This window comes from Roseibium sp. Sym1, assembly GCF_027359675.1.
Lineage (GTDB): Bacteria > Pseudomonadota > Alphaproteobacteria > Rhizobiales > Stappiaceae > Roseibium.
The window spans coordinates 2174993-2191745 of sequence record NZ_CP114786.1 but is presented as its reverse complement, the minus strand read 5'-3'; the positions used below and the strand labels follow the sequence as shown (position 1 = coordinate 2191745).

Annotated in this window: 17 protein-coding genes; 16 read left to right on the top strand and 1 reads right to left on the bottom strand. The window is 63.2% G+C overall.

Annotated features, from left to right (window positions below):
* Positions 1–57 precede the first annotated feature (57 nt).
* The 3 genes from O6760_RS10050 (at position 58) to O6760_RS10040 (ending at position 2700) form a co-directional block, all read left to right on the top strand.
* A complete protein-coding gene (locus O6760_RS10050; protein WP_269585240.1) occupies positions 58–387 on the top strand; it encodes an antibiotic biosynthesis monooxygenase family protein in 330 nt (109 codons plus the stop codon).
* The gene (locus O6760_RS10045; protein ID WP_269585239.1) at positions 387–884 is read left to right on the top strand and encodes a cytochrome b/b6 domain-containing protein; all 498 of its coding nucleotides are present in this window, start codon (positions 387–389) and stop codon (positions 882–884) included. Before O6760_RS10050 ends, O6760_RS10045 begins: the two co-directional genes overlap by 1 nt.
* A 184-nt stretch (positions 885–1068) precedes the next feature.
* The gene (locus tag O6760_RS10040) at positions 1069–2700 is read left to right on the top strand and encodes a peptide ABC transporter substrate-binding protein (protein WP_269585238.1); all 1632 of its coding nucleotides are present in this window, start codon (positions 1069–1071) and stop codon (positions 2698–2700) included.
* Positions 2701–2808: 108 nt separating this feature from the next.
* Here O6760_RS10040 and O6760_RS10035 read toward each other — a convergent pair whose 3' ends face one another.
* Entirely contained in the window at positions 2809–5022 is a 2214-nt protein-coding gene (locus O6760_RS10035; RefSeq protein WP_269585237.1) for an esterase-like activity of phytase family protein, read from the bottom strand.
* 240 nt (positions 5023–5262) lie between these two features.
* Between O6760_RS10035 and O6760_RS10030 the strand changes: the two genes are divergently transcribed.
* The 13 genes from O6760_RS10030 (at position 5263) to O6760_RS09970 (ending at position 16739) form a co-directional block, all read left to right on the top strand.
* Entirely contained in the window at positions 5263–6462 is a 1200-nt protein-coding gene (locus O6760_RS10030) for a multidrug effflux MFS transporter (protein WP_269585236.1), read from the top strand.
* A 255-nt stretch (positions 6463–6717) separates the two neighbouring features.
* Positions 6718–7800, top strand: coding sequence for a pyridoxal-phosphate dependent enzyme (locus O6760_RS10025; RefSeq protein WP_269585235.1), 1083 nt, complete (start codon positions 6718–6720; stop codon positions 7798–7800).
* Positions 7793–8935, top strand: coding sequence for a M24 family metallopeptidase (locus tag O6760_RS10020; RefSeq protein WP_269585234.1), 1143 nt, complete (start codon positions 7793–7795; stop codon positions 8933–8935). The genes O6760_RS10025 and O6760_RS10020 overlap by 8 nt, the downstream gene beginning before the upstream one ends.
* A gap of 17 nt (positions 8936–8952) precedes the next feature.
* Positions 8953–9696: a maleate cis-trans isomerase family protein gene (locus tag O6760_RS10015; RefSeq protein WP_269585233.1), complete on the top strand. Its 744-nt coding sequence runs from the start codon at positions 8953–8955 to the stop codon at positions 9694–9696.
* A 211-nt stretch (positions 9697–9907) separates the two neighbouring features.
* A complete protein-coding gene (locus tag O6760_RS10010; protein WP_269585232.1) occupies positions 9908–10045 on the top strand; it encodes a hypothetical protein in 138 nt (45 codons plus the stop codon).
* A gap of 112 nt (positions 10046–10157) precedes the next feature.
* Positions 10158–11192 carry an aspartate-semialdehyde dehydrogenase gene (locus O6760_RS10005; RefSeq protein ID WP_269585231.1) on the top strand — a complete coding sequence of 345 codons (1035 nt, stop codon included), beginning with the start codon at positions 10158–10160 and terminating at the stop codon, positions 11190–11192.
* Between the two features lie 407 nt (positions 11193–11599).
* Positions 11600–11701 carry a pyrroloquinoline quinone precursor peptide PqqA gene (gene pqqA, locus O6760_RS10000; protein WP_269585230.1) on the top strand — a complete coding sequence of 34 codons (102 nt, stop codon included), beginning with the start codon at positions 11600–11602 and terminating at the stop codon, positions 11699–11701.
* Between the two features lie 27 nt (positions 11702–11728).
* Positions 11729–12667, top strand: a complete 939-nt coding sequence (gene pqqB, locus O6760_RS09995; protein ID WP_269585229.1) for a pyrroloquinoline quinone biosynthesis protein PqqB — start codon at positions 11729–11731, stop codon at positions 12665–12667.
* On the top strand, positions 12664–13503 hold the full coding sequence (gene pqqC, locus O6760_RS09990) for a pyrroloquinoline-quinone synthase PqqC (RefSeq protein ID WP_269585228.1): 840 nt from the start codon (positions 12664–12666) through the stop codon (positions 13501–13503). Before pqqB ends, pqqC begins: the two co-directional genes overlap by 4 nt.
* Before the next feature lie 4 nt (positions 13504–13507).
* Entirely contained in the window at positions 13508–13816 is a 309-nt protein-coding gene (gene pqqD / locus O6760_RS09985; RefSeq protein WP_269585227.1) for a pyrroloquinoline quinone biosynthesis peptide chaperone PqqD, read from the top strand.
* On the top strand, positions 13813–14916 hold the full coding sequence (gene pqqE / locus O6760_RS09980; protein ID WP_269585226.1) for a pyrroloquinoline quinone biosynthesis protein PqqE: 1104 nt from the start codon (positions 13813–13815) through the stop codon (positions 14914–14916). Before pqqD ends, pqqE begins: the two co-directional genes overlap by 4 nt.
* A 185-nt stretch (positions 14917–15101) precedes the next feature.
* Positions 15102–15833, top strand: a complete 732-nt coding sequence (locus O6760_RS09975) for a TenA family protein (RefSeq protein ID WP_269585225.1) — start codon at positions 15102–15104, stop codon at positions 15831–15833.
* Between the two features lie 12 nt (positions 15834–15845).
* A complete protein-coding gene (locus O6760_RS09970) occupies positions 15846–16739 on the top strand; it encodes a DMT family transporter (protein ID WP_269585224.1) in 894 nt (297 codons plus the stop codon).
* Positions 16740–16753 lie beyond the last annotated feature (14 nt).

Below are 16753 nucleotides of genomic sequence, written 5' to 3'. Positions count from 1 at the left end.
GGACTCTTCCGGCTGATTGCCGCCGTCCTTTTCATCACCGCCACAGGAGGTCCCGTCATGGCAACCGAAACAGTCACCACTGAGCCCGTCACGCTGATCAATGCCTTCGAAGTGCCTGCAGGCGAAATCGACCGGACCATCGCGTTCTGGGAAAAAGCCCGGGATTTTCTGAAGGAGCAGCCCGGTTTCCGTTCAACCCGACTGCACCGCGCGCTCTCCCCTGAGACAAGATTCCAGCTGATCAATGTGGCCAGGTGGCAGAGCCCCGAAGCGTTCCGCGCGGCCATGAGGAAAATGCAGCAGAGCGACCTCGCCGGAGAGATGCGCGGCACTGTCTTTCACGCGGGCCTTTACCGGGTGATCCGCACGGATGGGGAGGATAACTAATGGCTGTTCGGTACCGCCCCGCAGGCCGCGCCCTGCACTGGCTGATCGCGGCGCTGGCCCTGGCCGCGCTCGCCAGCGGCTACCTGCTCACCCGGCCCGGCAGCTATTCCGTCACGCTGCTGCAGGTCCATCTCGCCTTCGGCGCCGCCGCAGGGCTGCTTTCGCTGATCAGGGTCCTGCTCTGGCTGACGCTGGGTGCACCGCCGCCCGTCTTCGAGACACCTACGCGCCTGCAGGCAAACCTGTCAGGGTCTGTGCACATCCTCTTGCGCCTGGTTCCCTTGCTGCTGCTGGTGAGCGGTGCAGGCATGATGATCCTTTCAGGCGCATACAGCGCCATCGCCGGGGGCACGCTGGCAGGCCTGGTGCCGTTCCAGGACCTGCCGCCCCGCACCCTCCACCATGCCGCTGCGTTCCTGCTGGCGGGCCTTGTCGGGTTGCACGGCCTCGCGGCGCTCCGGCACCTGGCGAGACTGCCGAATTTCAGGACACGATAGGTGAATTTGACGCCGGAAAGACGTTCTCGTTTCGGAAGACCCGGCCGGGAAGCCCTTCGAGCGGTCCCACCACCTGGCTGGGCTCTGCCCGGGTGGAGCCAACACGCAGCTGTCCGCATTCCTTGATCTTCCCGGGGATACGCGCGATCCTGTGACGGACATCCTTCGGCACAAGGCGATCGTGATGAAGACTGTTCTCCGAATTGCGCTCCTGTCCCTCGTCTGGACTGGACTGTTGTCCGGGGTTGCTGCCGCGACAGGCAGTCATCCGGCAACAGGTGAACCGCTCGCCGACAACCAGACATTCACTTACCGGATTCCGTCGGAACCAACATCGCTGGACCCGCAATTGGCCTCGGACGTCGCCGGCCGCGACATCATCCGCGATCTCTTCGAAGGACTGTTCAACCAGGATGAAAACGGCGACCTGGTCCCGGGGGTCGCGACCGGCTACGACCTTTCCGGCGACAAAAGAACCTACCGGTTCCGATTGCGTGATACGGCCAGATGGTCCAACGGCGATCCGGTCACGGCACAGGATTTTGTCTATGCCTGGCGCCGTGCGGCAGACCCGGCCACGAATGCCCCTTACCAGTGGTTCATCGAACTGATGTCGTTGGAAAACGTCGACGCAATCACCTCCGGCCAAAAACCTGTCGAGGCCCTGGGCGTGACTGCAGTGGACGACCACACGCTTGAGGTCCGCCTTTCAACGCCGCTGCCCTACTTTCCGCAAATGACCGTGCACACCGTGACATTTCCGGTCCCGCGCGAAGCGGTGGAAACCTTCGGCGCGGCCTGGACACATCCGGAAAACATCGTCTCCAACGGCGCGTATACGCTCGAATCTCACGAGACGGACGCCCGGTCCGTACGCGTGCGCAACCCGCTTTACTGGGACAGTGCCGAAACCATCTTGGACCGGGTCGTGGCCCGCGTCGTCCCGGACGAAAACGAGGGTGTGACGCTGTTTCTGGCGGGTGAGGTCGACCGCACGGACGTTCCCGCCGGCTTTTACGAGCGGATACGGCAGAACTATCCCGACGAAACGGTCAGTTTTCCGCGTCTTTGCAACTATTACCTCGTCTTCAACATGTCGGCCAGTGCGCCGGAGGCCTTGCAGGACAGGCGTGTGCGGCAGGCGCTTTCGCTCGCGATCGACCGGCGTGTCATCACCGACGAGATTCTGGCCGGCGGCCAGAGAGAAGCCTATTCCTTCACCCCGACCGAAGTTGCAGGGTTCGATCCGCCCGAGACCGAATTGGCCGTCCTCAGCCAGACGGAACGGGACAACAAGGCCAGAACGTTGATCGCGGAAGCAGGGTACGGCACGGGCGGTGAGCCTCTTGCCTTCAACTATCTCTACAATTCCTCGTCCGCCCACAAGAAAATCGCCGAAGCGATCGCGCGGATGTGGCAGACCAAACTCGGCGTCGAAGCCCGGATCGGCGAACTCGAATGGAACGACTTTTTGAAAGTACGCTCCCGGCAGGACTTCCACATGGCGCGCGGAGCATGGTGCGGCGATTACAACGAGGCGTCGACCTTCCTCGACCTGCTCGGCGAAGACAGTGGATACAATGACGGAAAATACGCCAACCCCGATGTCTCCAGGCTCCTGAAACAGGCCCGAACAGCTCCGGAGGCCGGCCCGCTCTATACGGAGATCGAGAAAATTCTCGCCGACGATGTGCCGGTCATTCCCGTCTATGACTATTCCGGGTCCTACCTGCTGAAAAGCAATGTCGAAAACTGGCCGGTCAGGAACGCCCAGCAGAACTGGTATTCGAAGAATCTCTACAGGACGCCCCGGTGAGAAGACGGACGCGGGCTGGCGTCAACACGCTGCTCCGCAAGCAACAGACCCGGCGGCCAGAGGCTGCCGGGTCCTTGGTCAGGTCTTGGGAGACCGGAAACCGTGGTTCTAGTTCAGGCGCGAGGCCGGGCCGAGATCGATCAGCTGGGTTTCGCCCGGCGCGTCGTCGACACCGTCATTGTCGGTCACCAGGATCAGGCGGCCGTCGGCGGTGATGGTCAGGCCTTCCGGCTTGTCCAGGACCCAGCCCTTGCCTTTCGCCATCGCCGGCAGGAGGTCCACCTTGAAGGCCTTTTCCAGGACCGGAAGCTCCTCGCCATGGGCTGCCGGGGTTACCCCTTCCAGCGAAACGGTGGTGATCTGCTTGATCGCGGCGTCTTCACCACCCTTGTTGTCACGCTCCAGGATGGCGAACCTGCCTTTGCCGAGCGAAACGATTTCCGACAGGCCGACCCAGCCGCCGGCAGCACTTTTCGGCGCATCGAGCGGGTAATGGACAAAGCCCCATGATTTCTCGGCCGGATTGTAAATGGCCAGCTTGGTCATGCCTTTCGGGTCGTCCTTCCATTCACGCTGAACGGCAACGGCCACAAGCGTCTGGCCATCCATCTCGAATTCGGCCACGCCTTCGAAGGAGAAACGCTGCGCCTGGTCGATCAGCGACTGCGGCAGCGTGATTTCTTCCTGGACCGCACCGTCGGTGCCGACCTTCAGCAGCAGGTGACGGCGGTCGTTTTCCGGATGACCTTCGGACGCAAGCCAGAAGCCGCCGTCCCTGGCAACGGAAATGCCTTCCAGGTCCAGCTTGGACTGGTTGAACCCGGTGACGGTCACGTAGGAGCTGATCTTCGCCGGCTTCGAGGAGATGTCCAACGTGTAGATGCGGGCATCGTCATAGAAGCTGTCGCTGACCGCATAGAGCCTGTTGGCGTCGGTAGGATCCGCGGCCAGGGCCGACAGGGCGCCCCAGCCGATCGGCGCGCCCTTTTCCGGGTCGGTAATCGAGACGATGGACGGATAGGACGGCGTGTCCGCGCCATACTGGTAGAGCGAGACATGCGCGCGTACGCCGTCCTCGTCGACTTCGTTGGCAACGGCGAAGAGATCGCGGTTCGGGATCGCCAGAAGACCTTCCGGACCGACATGGGTCGGCAGAAGCTGGACGAATTCCGGCTCACCGCCGGTATCCTTGTAGACGGCAACGAAGTTGCCGCGCTCGGAATTGACGAAGATCAGGGTCTCGCCGCCGAATTCGCCCACGGCAACACCTTCCGGCTCGGTGCCTTTCTTGTGGGCGCGCTTGGCCGGGTAATGGCCATGGGACATGCCCAGATGTTCCATCTGGTTGCCGCTGTCGAACAGCACATCGCCCTCGGCAGTCCAGATCGTGAAGCCGCGGGACCCGCCTTCATAGTCGCCTTCGTTTGCGGTGACGAACCGCTCGTCATCGATCCAGGCAACCGCATCCGGTTCGCGGCGGACATTTTCGGTGGATCCGGAGGCATCGCTCATGCGCGCCTTTTTCACCGGAACATTTTCCGCGGTCGCGGTGCCTGCGGAGAAACTGGCAACCACGTCGCCCGAGGCAAGATCGACAATCGCGATATGATTGTTTTCCTGCAGGGTAACGACGGCCTGGTTCTTCGAGTTGATGGAAACGAACTCCGGCTCCGGATCGGTGGGAGCGACCTCGGCCAGGCCGGTCATGTCGACGATGCGCACCGCGTCGCAGTTGGTCGGAGCGCCGTTTTCATCGAGATCGAAGATGGCCAGGTGACCCGCCGGCATCTGCGGGATGACACCGTCATTGAGGTCTTCGTCGCGCTCGTTCTCGATCGCAATGGCCAGGAACTTGCCGTCCGGGGAAATGGCAACGCTGTCCGGCTGGCCCTTGGCGTCGCAGGTCGCGGTGATGCCCATGCCATCAAGCGCGATCACGGCCAGGTGGCCGGACGCATTGATAAAGTCATCGGACGTGTTGACGCCGGCATAGGCGGCCTTGTCACCAACGGCGACGGAGGTCGGCTCGCCGCCGAGCGCGACGCGGGCCATTGGCTGGATGTTCAGCGGATTGGCCGCATTGACGAAGACGATGGCTTCACCCGGGCTGTCGGTGAAGGCCAATGTGCGGCCGTCCTTGGAAGCGTAGATGATCTCCGCGACGGTCTCGGTCGCCTTGTCGGCGCCTTCCGGCAGGGTCTTGTAGACCGGATAGGAATTGATACGCTCGAAATACTCGGCATGCGCCGCCGGCACGGCCCCGAGACCGAACAGAACGGCAAGGCTGACGCCTTTCAAAAAACGCCCGCGAAGGTTCGCCATTGCACTAGCTCCCATATGAATTGGGTTGAAGGTGGCGGCAAGCTAGTGGGCGTCCTTGCCATATCGGTGACACTTGCATGAAGCTTTCATGACATGCCCACAGTCCCGATGCGCGCCCTCGGCACTTGAAATCCGGGCCGACAATTCCCACCTGTAAGTGATCTGGACACGCTCGCTGCAGCGCTTTACCCTACACGTCTTCACCTTCGCGCCTCTGGCGCTTTTTTTATTGGAAATCTCATGCAGATCGGATACGTGCGCTCCGCCGTCGTGCTGGGGCTGTTGGCCGCTGTCGGCCCTTTTGCAATCGACCTTTATCTGCCCGCCATGGCTGAAATCGTCCGGGATCTCCAGACGGATGACGCCGCGGTGCACATGACGTTCACGGTCTATTTCATCGCTTTCGGCATCGCACAGCTGGTCTACGGACCGCTGGCGGACAGGTTCGGGCGCAAGCCCCCCGTTTTCCTCGGCCTGATCGTTTTCATCACCGGATCCTTCCTGTGCGCGACGGCATCCGATGTATCGGCGCTCACCCTGGGACGCTTTGTCCAGGCACTCGGCGCGGCCGCGCCGATGGTGATCGTGCGGGCGGTCGTGCGCGACCTTCATACCGGCACGGAAGCGACCCGGCTGATGGCCCTGATCATGCTCGTCTTCAGCGTCTCGCCGATGCTGGCACCGCTGACAGGCAGCCTGATCATCCAGTTCGGCAGCTGGCGGTTGATCTTCGTCGTTCTCGGCATCATTGCCCTGGCCGCCGTGGCGCAGATGGCGCTGCTTCTGCCGGAAACGCTGCCGCCGGACCGCCGTGCCCGCATTGATCTTGTCGCCATGACCCGCAGCGCAATCTACCTGCTCCGCGACCCGAAATTCATGGGCCTGACGCTGATCGGCGGGTTTTCACTGGGAAGCTTTTTCGTCTTTCTCGCCGCGGCTCCGCTTGTCTACATGACGCAATACGGCCTGACCCCGACCGGCTTCAGCCTTGTTTTCGCGTTGAATGCGGTCGGCTTCTTCGCCTCTTCCCAGTTCGCGGCGCCTCTCGGCCAGCGCTTTGGCATGGGCCGGGTCGCCTTGCTGGCGGTCTGCGGATTCGCCGCCTCGACGTCCCTGCTGACCTTTCTGGTCTGGAGCGGAATAGACGATCTGCCGGTGCTGATGGCGTTGTTCTTCGTCGGCAATTCCTGTCTCGGCCAGGTGATTGCCCCTGTCATGGTGATGGCCCTTGAGGAACATGGCGAACACGCCGGCATGGCCTCTTCCCTTGGCGGCACCTTCCAGATGGTTGCCGGCGGCGTGATGATCTTTGCCTGCAGCCCGTTCTTCGACCGGACGGCGCTTCCATTGACCGGTGCCGTCACGGCCTGCGCCCTGATCGCCCTGGTGCTGGCGCTTCTGGTCCTGCGGCCTCAGGCCCGCGGCAGAACCGCGACCTGAGGCATTGAGGTTCGAATTGGCCACCCGGATACACCCGGGTGGCTTTTTTTTGTCGTCACGCAGGCTTCGCCCGGCCCCCGTGTCGATCCCCTCGCCAGCGTTGATGTGACAAGGCGCTTTCGCGCACCGGCAGACGCATTTTGCCTCCCCCGCACGACAATGTTCTGGTCTGAAACCGTCATTCCGAAAAGCAGGGCTTGTCATTCGTCGCTTCGGCTGCTGACCTACACCCGGACGGCAAGCAACGGGGGCCGCATGGAGGCGTTGAAAAATTCCTGGCTGGGCAAGGGTCTTCCCGATGCTGCAGACCTGGCGGAGGGCGCGGTTTCGCAAACACCGGAGATGGCCGACGCCTTTCTGGAAAAAAGCGCGGACAAGCGGCCGACGCCGCTGCTCGACCTGCCCGGCCTCGCCGGGGAACTCGGTGTCGGTGCGCTCTTCATCAAGGACGAGCGCGACCGTATGGGCCTCGGCAGCTTCAAGGCGCTGGGCGCCGCCTACGCGATCGCCAAGCGGGCCGGGCAAAGACTGCGCGACGGTGAGGCGACGAACCTCGAAACGGCCCTGGAGGGCGAGACCTTCGCCTGCGCCAGCGCCGGCAATCACGGTTTGTCCCTGGCAGCCGGCGCACCGCTCTACGGCGCGAAGGCGGTGGTCTTCGTTTCCGAAACCGTGCCCGAAGCCTTTGCAGTGCGGCTTCGGCACAAGGGAGCGCAGGTGGTTCGCGCCGGGGCGACCTATGAAGACAGCATGGAAGCCGCCCGGAAGCAGGCGGCCGAAGAAGGCTGGATCCTGCTGCCCGACAGCACCTGGCCGGGCATGACCGATGCAGGACGGGACGTGATGGAAGGCTACCTGATCATGGGCAACGAGATTGCCCGGCAGATCCCCGCGCCGCCGACCCATGTCTTCCTGCAGGCCGGTGTCGGCGGCCTCGCCGCGGCCTGCGCCGTCAGCGCCCGCGCCACCTGCGGCCGCGATGTCACCATTGTCGTTGTCGAACCGGAGCATGCCCCCGCGCTGAACGCCAGCATCGAAGCGGGCCGCCCGGTCACCGCGCCGGGGCCGGTCTCGATCATGGGCCGCCTTGACTGCAAGGAGCCATCCCACCTGGCACTGAAATACCTGGCGCGGGAAGCCGATGACTTCGTCACCATTTCAGACGCGGAAGCCGCCGATACCGTCGCGTGGCTGGCCGGGTACGGCCTTGCGACCACCGCGTCGGGAGCCGCCGGCATCGCCGTCCTTCACCATGCGGGTGCCTTGCGTGACGCCCTCAAGCTGACCGGGAATTCCCGGGTGCTGTGTTACCTGTCGGAAGGGCCGGAAGATGGCTGAGCCGGATTTCCCGGAGAGCGAATTCGCGCAGAGAACAGAGCGCGCCCAGGCGGCCATGCGGCAGGCAGGCCTGGATGCGCTGTTTTTCACCACGGAAGCGGACGTCCGCTACTTTTCCGGGTTCCGGACCCTGTTCTGGCAGAGCCCGACCCGGCCCTGGTTCCTGGTCGTGCCGAAAAGCGGCAAGCCGGTCGCGGTGATCCCGCAGATCGGCGCCCACCTGATGTCCGCCACCTGGCTGGACGACATCCGCACCTTCTCCGCGCCGCATCCGGTGGATGACGGCATCGCGCTGCTCGCCGGGCTCCTTGAGGACTATCCCCGGATCGGCATGCCCATGGGCCGGGAAAGTTCGCTGCGCATGCCGCTTGAGGACTTCTGGTCGCTCCGGGAACGCCTTCCCGGCGCCGAATTTGTCAATGCCACCGGTCTCGTCCAGGCCCTGAGACAGGTGAAATCGGAGCTGGAACTCGACAAGCTGCGTGCAATCTGCCGGATCGGTTCCGACGGTTTCGCCGCCGCACCGGCCCTGTTCCGTGAAGGACAGACGCTCAAGGATGCCTTTCGCGCCTTCCGGATCGAGCTTCTCGAAAAAGGCGCCGACGACGTGCCGTACCTGGTCGGCGGCGCCGGTCCCGGCGGCTATGGCGACGTCATTTCCCCACCGACCGATCAGCTTTTGCGTGCCGGCGACGTGCTGATGCTCGACACCGGCGCCACAAAGGACGGTTATTTCTGCGATTTCGACCGCAACTTCGCCATCGGCTTTGCCGGCGAAACGGTCAAGCGGGCCCATGAAACCCTGGTGGCCGCGGTCAACGCCGCCGCCGAGATTGCCCGGCCGGGTCGAACCTGCGCCGATCTCTATCGTGCCATGGCGGCAACGATCGGTCAGGGCGAAGGCGATGTCGGCCGGCTCGGCCACGGTCTCGGCATGCAATTGACCGAAGCCCCGTCCCTGACCGGGTTCGACGACACCGTCCTGAAGGAACGGATGGTGCTGACGCTGGAACCCGGCATCGATCTCGGCGAAGGCCGGATGATGGTGCATGAGGAAAACATCGTCATCCGTGATGGCTCTCCGGAATTCCTGAGCACGCCCGCCGCGCCGGAAATTCCCGTTATTGCGCCCTGACGCCGTGGACAAAGCCCATGCAGTTGCCGTTTGAAATTGATCACAGCGTGGAAACGACCAAGGCGCTGGGCCTGATCGTGCTGTCCGCCGACGAGACCATCGAACGCGAGTTCCGGGAAATCTTTCACCGGCAGGCCGCCGCGCTCTACCACACCAGGATCGAAAGTGCGCCGGACGTCACGCCGGAAACCCTGATGCTGATGAAGGACCGGCTCACGGATGCGGCCGGGTTCCTGCCCGGAAACACGCCGCTCAGTGTCGTCGGTTACGCCTGTACCTCGGGAGCGACCGTGATCGGTGCGGACGCCGTGGCGGCCGCGGTCGGAAGGGCGCATGGCTCGGCCAAGGTGACCAACCCGGCCAGCGCGGTCGTCGCCGCGCTCAAGCACCTGAACGTGACGAGGGTCGGCGTCGTCTCGCCCTATGTCGAGGAGGTCTCGAACGCGGTCTGCGCCCTGTTGCGGGACAACGACCTCGACCCGGTCCGGGTCGGCTCCTTCGGTCAGGGCGAGGAGGCCGTTGTCGCGCGGATCGCGCTCGGGTCGGTGGAAGACGCGATCTGCTCCGTGGGATCCGACCCGCAGGTCGAGGCCGTCTTCACCTCCTGCACCAACCTGCGCACCTTCCCGGTGATCGAGGCCTGCGAGAAACGGCTCGGCAAACCGGTGATCAGCTCCAATCTCGCCCTGGCCTGGCACATGATGACCCTCGCCGGTCTCGGCACGGCCGGACAGGGACCTGGCCGGTTGTTCGCCGGTTGAGTTGCATCCATGAACTCATCGGCACGCGGTGTTTGCCCCGCCTGCCGGCACGTCGCACGCCGCCCGCAGAACAGCGGCCCGGCAGATGATCCGTATCCTCCAGGCAACAACTTGAATACCAATCGCGCGTTTCCACCGTATTCCTTGTTGACTTGCGCGGATTTCCGGGCAAAAACACCGCCGTCTCAAGTTTTGACGATTGCGAGCCCCGATGACCCGGCTGAAAGCCGACATTCTGGATATGATGACCCAGGCCCTTGCCAGCGCGACCTTCATGCGCGGCGAGACCCGGACGTCTGCAGCAACCGCTCTCAAACACACACCGAAGACCACCAAGACCACCGCTTGACGGTGCCGCTCATCCCGCCTCCCCGGGGATGGGAGGCGCCGGGAGCCGGCGACGCCCATTCACAAGGACAGGGCGCCGGCGAAGCGGGGAGACGGACAAGGACTACTCGAAAATGGGTTACAAGATCGCAATCGCAGGCGCCACCGGCAATGTCGGCCGCGAGATGCTCGACATTCTCGCCGAGCGCGGCTTTCCGGCGGATGAAGTCGTCGCTCTCGCCTCGCGCCGCTCGCAGGGCACCGAGGTTTCCTTCGGCGACAAGACGCTGAAGGTTCAGGCCATGGAGAATTACGACTTCTCCGACACCGATATCTGCCTGATGTCCGCGGGCGGCACCGTTTCCAAGGAATGGTCGCCGAAGATCGGCGCCAAGGGCTGCGTTGTCATCGACAACTCCTCCGCCTGGCGCTACGACGCCGATGTGCCGCTGATCGTGCCGGAAGTGAACGCCGATGCCATCACCGGCTTCACCAGGAAAAACATCATCGCCAACCCGAACTGCTCCACCGCCCAGCTGGTCGTGGCGTTGAAGCCCCTGCATGACCATGCCAAGATCAAGCGCATCGTCGTGTCCACCTACCAGTCGGTATCCGGTGGCGGCAAGGAAGCGATGGAAGAGCTGTTCAACCAGACCCGTGCGGTTTTCGTGAACGACCCGATCGAACCGTCGAAATTCACCAAGCGCATCGCCTTCAACGTCATTCCGCATATCGACAGCTTCATGGAAGACGGCTACACCAAGGAAGAATGGAAGGTGCTGGCCGAAACCAAGAAGATGCTCGATCCGGCCATCAAGGTGACCTGCACCGCCGTGCGCGTGCCGGTGTTCATCGGCCACTCGGAAAGCGTCAACATCGAGTTCGAAAACGAGATCACCGCGGACGAAGCACGCAACATCCTGCGCGAGGCACCGGGTTGCCTGGTCATCGACAAGCAGGAAGACGGCGGCTACATCACGCCTTACGAGAGCGCCGGCGAGGACGCGACCTATATCTCGCGCATCCGCGAGGACGCGACCATCGAGAACGGCCTCAACATGTGGGTGGTTTCCGACAACCTGCGCAAGGGCGCGGCGCTCAACACGGTCCAGATTGCCGAGGTCCTGGTCAATCGCGGCCTGATCACGCCGAAGAAGGCCGCGGCCTGAGCAAAGCCACCGCGATCTGAAGAAACGGGCGCGCACCGGCGCGCCCGCTGCCTCCTGCAGGCCCGGCTCCACCGGTTCACACACATGCGGCGGCTGTCCCGCTTGCTTCCACGCCTTTTTAAAAAAATGAACCCGGACGGCCCCACGCAGATGCGGCGTTCGTGTGCCGCCTTGCGCGAAGCGAATGCCTTTTGGTTTGGTCCGTGTTTTCGGCAGGAAAAACGACCGGATTGCGCACCAACGCGTCAACACGACAAAAAACCAATTCAAGATCAATAACTTGATCAGAAGATTGATGCCAGAATCGCTTCGCCGGCCCGTTGCGGAATACAGACTAAGGTGTCGCCTGCCCGCGCCAAACTCGGGTGCTAGACTTGCGCTGCATGTCAACCAGAGGAGGAAACGACATGAAGACCTGGAAGAAGCCGACCATGACCGCCGTCGAAGCCGGATTTGAAGTCACCCGCTACATGCCTGCCGAAATCGGCACCTGCGGCCGGAAGAAATAACAGATTGCCGCGCAAGGGAGGAGCTCGGTGAAAATCAGGGTCCTCGGATCCGCGGCTGGTGGCGGCTTTCCCCAATGGAACTGTAACGCCCCGCTGAGCCGTGCAGTGCGTGAAAAAAAGCCCGGCTTTCGCGTTCGGACGCAATCGAGCATCGCTGCGAGCGCGGATGGCCGAAGCTGGGCTGTTTTCAATGCCTCACCCGATATTCGCGAACAGATCGCCGCGAGCCCGGATTTGCAGCCCCGGGCGGACGGACCGCTCAGGCACACGCCGATCGAGGCCGTTGTCCTGACGAATGCGGATGTCGACCATATCGCCGGTCTCCTTTCCTTGCGGGAGCGCGAACCCTTCATTCTCTACGCAACCGCCAGGGTGCTGAAAACCCTCGGCGAAAACAGCATCTTTCAGGTGTTGAACCCGGAGGTGGTGGAACGCCGCGAGCTTCCGCTCGAAGGCGTCACCGAGCTCGAAGGACCCCGTGGCCCGCTCGGACTGAGCGTTGAAACCTTCGCCGTTTCCGGCAAGGTCGCGCTGTTTCTGGAAAATACGGACGACGACAATTTCGGCACAGCCCCTGGCGACACGATCGGCATCGCGCTCAGGACATCGGCCTCGCAGGGGACAGACGGAACGCTGTTCTACATACCCGGCTGCGCTGCGGTGGACGACGCGCTGCGGGAACGGATCGACGGCGGCGCCTGCCTGATGTTCGACGGCACGGTCTTCCACGACACGGAGATGGCCGACACCGGTGTCGGCAGCAAGACCGGCGCACGCATGGGCCACATGGCCATCGGCGGAGAGCATGGCACGCTGGCCGCCTTGAGGAATGTCGATCTCGGCCGCAGGATTTTCGTTCACATCAACAATACAAACCCGATCCTCGACCCCGCCTCGGACGCCGCGAAAACGGTGGAAGCGGCGGGCTGGGAGATCGGCTATGACGGGATGGAGTTGACGTTATGAGTGCAGTCGCAACGGCGCGGGACCTACACACCCCGGCAGAACCCGGTATCGGAAGCGGCGTGGAGCCGTCGGCAGCCGACGAAATACGCCGGGCCGGACGCCTGCTCTCGCCCGAGGAGCTGGAACAGACACTGCGAACCGCCGGCTTCGAGCGTTATCACATGCACCACCCCTTCCATAAGCTGATGAACGCGGGTGAACTGACCAAGGCGCAGATGCGGGCCTGGGCCCTCAACCGCTATTGCTATCAGGCAGCCATCCCGAAGAAAGACGCCATCATCCTGTCCCGTTCGGAAGATCCGGAATTCCGCCGCGAATGGCGCAAGCGCATCGTTGATCATGACGGCGGCGAGACACAAGAAAAGGACGGTGGCATCAAGCGCTGGCTGAAGCTCGCCGAAGGGCTTGATCTGGACATCGAAATGGTCAAGTCCCGCAAATACGCCCTGCCCGCGACCCGCTTCGCGGTCAATGCCTATATCGATCTGGTGTCCCGGTCTTCCCTGCTGGTCGCGGTCGCCTCGTCCCTGACGGAGCTTTTTTCACCGGTCGCCATCGGCGAACGGGTCCCCGCCATGCTCGCCCGCTATGACTACATCACCGAGGACACGCTCGCCTATTTCAAGCCGCGCCTGCACCAGGCCCCGCGCGACGCCGAACACGCCCTCGGCCTTGTCATGCTCTGGGCCGATACGCCGGACAAGCAGGCGGATGCGGTCGACGCGCTGCTGACCAAGTGCGACATCCTCTGGGCGATGCTCGATGCCCTGCATTTCGCCTATGTGACACCGGGCCTGATCGCTCCGGGCGCGTTTCGGCCGGCCATAGCGGAATAGGCCGGTGACCGTGCCCCGCACCCGCATGGAAATCACGCGGACAAGCCGGCCCCTGCTGCCGTCACACGTCCACTTGCGCTTCGACGAGCTGCGGCAGAAATGGGTGGTGCTTGCGCCGGAAAAAGTGCTTTGGCCCGACGAGATCAGCGCGGACATCCTGCGTCGCTGCACCGGCAGGGACACCGTCACGGACATCGTTCGCGGCCTCGCGGCGGATTACGACGCCTCGACCGAGGAGATCGCCCCGGACGTGCTCACTTTTCTACAGGAGTGGTCCGACCGCCTGCTGCTGCGCTGCGGGGAGGACCAATGACTGCGGCAAATGCGAAACCTGTTGTCGGTCCGCCTCTCGGCTTGCTGGCGGAACTGACCCATCGTTGCCCCCTGCAATGCGGTTATTGCTCCAATCCCGTGGAGTTGCTCAAGGCCGACAGGGAGCTGGACACGCAAACCTGGCTGGACACGTTCGAACAGGCCGCCGATCTGGGCGTCCTCCAGATACATCTTTCCGGCGGCGAACCCACCCTGCGCCAGGACCTGGACAGGATCATCGCCTGCCTGAGCGCACGAAACGTCTATACGAATCTGATCACCGCCGCCGTCACGCTCACCCGGGACCGTCTGGAGAGCTTTGCCGAAGCCGGGCTCGACCATGTCCAGGTCAGTTTTCAGGGTGCGCATCCGGACACGACGGAAATGGTCGGGCATTACAGGAACGCCCATGCGAAGAAACGCCAGGCAGCGGCCTGGGTCCGTGAACTCGGCCTGCCGCTCACCGTCAACGCACCGATCCACAAGCTGAACATTCATGAAGTTCCCGACTTCGTTGCCCTTGGCCTGGAACTCGGCGCCGAACGGCTGGAAATCGCCAATGTCCAGTATTACGGCTGGGCCTATCTGAACCGCTCGGCCCTTCTGCCGGACCATGACGCGGTGATGCGCCAGGTCGACTATGTCGAGACGGTGCGCGAAGATCTGGCGGGCATCCTCAACATCGACTTTGTCACGCCGGATTATTATGCCGACTACCCAAAACCCTGCATGGGGGGCTGGGCCTCGGATGCCTTCATGATCACGCCGGACGGAACCGTGCTGCCATGTCACGCGGCCCAGACGATCACCTCGATGACCTTTCACAAGGTGAGTGAAAAACCGTTGCGCGAGATCTGGGAAAGGTCGGAAGCCTTCAACCGCTTTCGCGGCTTCGACTGGATGCCGGAACCCTGTCGCTCCTGCGACAGAAAGGAAATCGATTTCGGTGGCTGCCGTTGCCAGGCTTTCGCGATGACCGGTGATGCCGCGGCAACCGATCCGACCTGCATCAAGTCGCCTCACCACGCGGAACTGCGCGATCTCCCCCCCGCCGAACCGATCCGAAGACGCGTGATCGGCAGGCAGACCGAGCCTGCCTGAGCGCCTGGCGTCTGTCGACGGGAAGGCTCCGGAACAGACAGCGTTGATGACGGTCTGGAAACTTGTCAGTTGGCCAGGCCCTCCTGGACAAGCTTGAGGATTGACAGATCCGCACCCGCCTGTTTACCCGTTCGCGCAGAAGATCAATGCATCACGCTGCATCCGCGAAGGGAGCCAGTCGCCACATGACCACGCAGTTCGACGGATCCTTCCGGGACTTTCTCGCGGCTGATCCCGGGGCCCGCTTCACCGACTGGCTGGCGGCAAGGGCGGAGCCCTATTGGTCCGATGCCGCGAACCACGTCTTCACGCAGGCGATCGGTGACGGCTCCGTGCCAGAGGAAGCCTATGCCCGCTACCTGATCGAGGACTATACGTTCATTACCGATCTGGCATCGACGATCGGGTTTCTGGTGGCCAAGGCGCCCGCCATGCGTTCCAAGTCCCGCCTGTCCGGTTTTCTGGCCTTGCTGACTTCGGAGGAAAACGACTATTTCCTTCGCTCGTTCAAAGCCCTCGGCGTAGACCCCGAAGTCTACGAGGCCGCGGCCCAGGGCCCTGTCACCCGTGCCTTTGCCGAACTTCTGCTGACCGCCTCCGGCAAAGGACGTTACACCGAGGGTCTCGCCTGCCTGCTTTGCGCGGAATGGTGCTACCTCACCTGGGGCCTCCGCGAAGCGCAAAAACCGCGCCCGCATGCCTTTTATCTCGCCGAATGGATCGACCTGCACGCCGTTGCCGGTTTCCAGGAGTTTGTCGGCTGGCTGCGCGAGGAAATGGACAGTCTGGGCCCGGCGCTTTCGCCCGAGGAACAGGAAGAGGCCGCTATCTGCTTCCGCAAGATGAGCGCGCTCGAAGTTGCCTTTTTCGAAACGGCCTGGACGGGCCAGCCGCCGACGCTGCCGGTCAGCCCCTGACGGATATCACTCATGTTTCTCTATGAAGCCGCGGCGCTTGGCGCGGCGACGCTCTGGGCTCTGACGGGCCTCCTGTCCGCCGGCCCCGCACAACACCTTGGCGCCATTGCCTTCAATTGCACCCGCATGGTGCTGGTTGCGCTCATGTTGTCGGCATGGGTGGCCCTGACAACGGGCTGGGGCTCGATCGGCAACGCGCATCTTCTGCCACTGGTCCTGTCCGGTTTCATCGGCATCTTCCTGGGCGACACCGCGCTTTTCCTGACCCTGAACCGCATGGGCCCGCGCCGTACCGCCATGCTGTTTTCCCTGAATGCGCCGATGTCGGCGATCCTCGGCTGGATGATCCTGGGGGAACATCTCAACGGGACACAGGTCGCCGGGATCGGCCTGACCTTTCTGGGCGTGCTGCTGGCCATCCGCTTCGGCAAGCGCAAGTCGCAGCTGCACAAGTGGGAAAACATCCGCGGACCGGTCTGGGTCGGCGTGCTGGTCGGTCTCGCCGCCGCTCTGTCGCAATCCGTCGGTTCGCTGATTGCCCGGCCGATCATGGAAACCGGCGCCGACCCGGTTGCAGCTTCCAGCATCCGTGTCGGCGTGGCCGCCATCGGCCTCCTGCTTCTGACACGGCTGCCGTATTCGTGGGTCAAACCCGCCGGCAGGCTGAGCCTGTCCATAGTCGGCGTCATTGCCGTTTCCGGTCTTCTCGGCATGGGACTTGGCATGACCCTGATCCTGTTCGCGCTCTCCGGTGGCCAGGTCGGCATTGTCGCCACCCTGTCGGCAACGACACCGGTCGTCATGCTGCCGATGATGTGGTGGCGCACCGGGGAGATGCCCGCACTTGGCGCCTGGGCCGGAGCTGCGCTTGTCGTCGCCGGCAGCGCGCTTCTGTTTGCCAGTTGAAACGGTCAGGAACA

Bases quoted from the DNA above. Each gene is read 5' to 3' on its own strand.
- O6760_RS10050 (WP_269585240.1), top strand. From the start codon at position 58: ATGGCAACCGAAACAGTCACCACTGAGCCCGTCACGCTGATCAATGCC.
- O6760_RS10045 (WP_269585239.1), top strand. From the start codon at position 387: ATGGCTGTTCGGTACCGCCCCGCAGGCCGCGCCCTGCACTGGCTGATC.
- O6760_RS10040 (WP_269585238.1), top strand. From the start codon at position 1,069: ATGAAGACTGTTCTCCGAATTGCGCTCCTGTCCCTCGTCTGGACTGGA.
- O6760_RS10035 (WP_269585237.1), bottom strand. From the start codon at position 5,022: ATGGCGAACCTTCGCGGGCGTTTTTTGAAAGGCGTCAGCCTTGCCGTT.
- O6760_RS10030 (WP_269585236.1), top strand. From the start codon at position 5,263: ATGCAGATCGGATACGTGCGCTCCGCCGTCGTGCTGGGGCTGTTGGCC.
- O6760_RS10025 (WP_269585235.1), top strand. From the start codon at position 6,718: ATGGAGGCGTTGAAAAATTCCTGGCTGGGCAAGGGTCTTCCCGATGCT.
- O6760_RS10020 (WP_269585234.1), top strand. From the start codon at position 7,793: ATGGCTGAGCCGGATTTCCCGGAGAGCGAATTCGCGCAGAGAACAGAG.
- O6760_RS10015 (WP_269585233.1), top strand. From the start codon at position 8,953: ATGCAGTTGCCGTTTGAAATTGATCACAGCGTGGAAACGACCAAGGCG.
- O6760_RS10010 (WP_269585232.1), top strand. From the start codon at position 9,908: ATGACCCGGCTGAAAGCCGACATTCTGGATATGATGACCCAGGCCCTT.
- O6760_RS10005 (WP_269585231.1), top strand. From the start codon at position 10,158: ATGGGTTACAAGATCGCAATCGCAGGCGCCACCGGCAATGTCGGCCGC.
- pqqA (WP_269585230.1), top strand. From the start codon at position 11,600: ATGAAGACCTGGAAGAAGCCGACCATGACCGCCGTCGAAGCCGGATTT.
- pqqC (WP_269585228.1), top strand. From the start codon at position 12,664: ATGAGTGCAGTCGCAACGGCGCGGGACCTACACACCCCGGCAGAACCC.
- pqqE (WP_269585226.1), top strand. From the start codon at position 13,813: ATGACTGCGGCAAATGCGAAACCTGTTGTCGGTCCGCCTCTCGGCTTG.
- O6760_RS09975 (WP_269585225.1), top strand. From the start codon at position 15,102: ATGACCACGCAGTTCGACGGATCCTTCCGGGACTTTCTCGCGGCTGAT.
- O6760_RS09970 (WP_269585224.1), top strand. From the start codon at position 15,846: ATGTTTCTCTATGAAGCCGCGGCGCTTGGCGCGGCGACGCTCTGGGCT.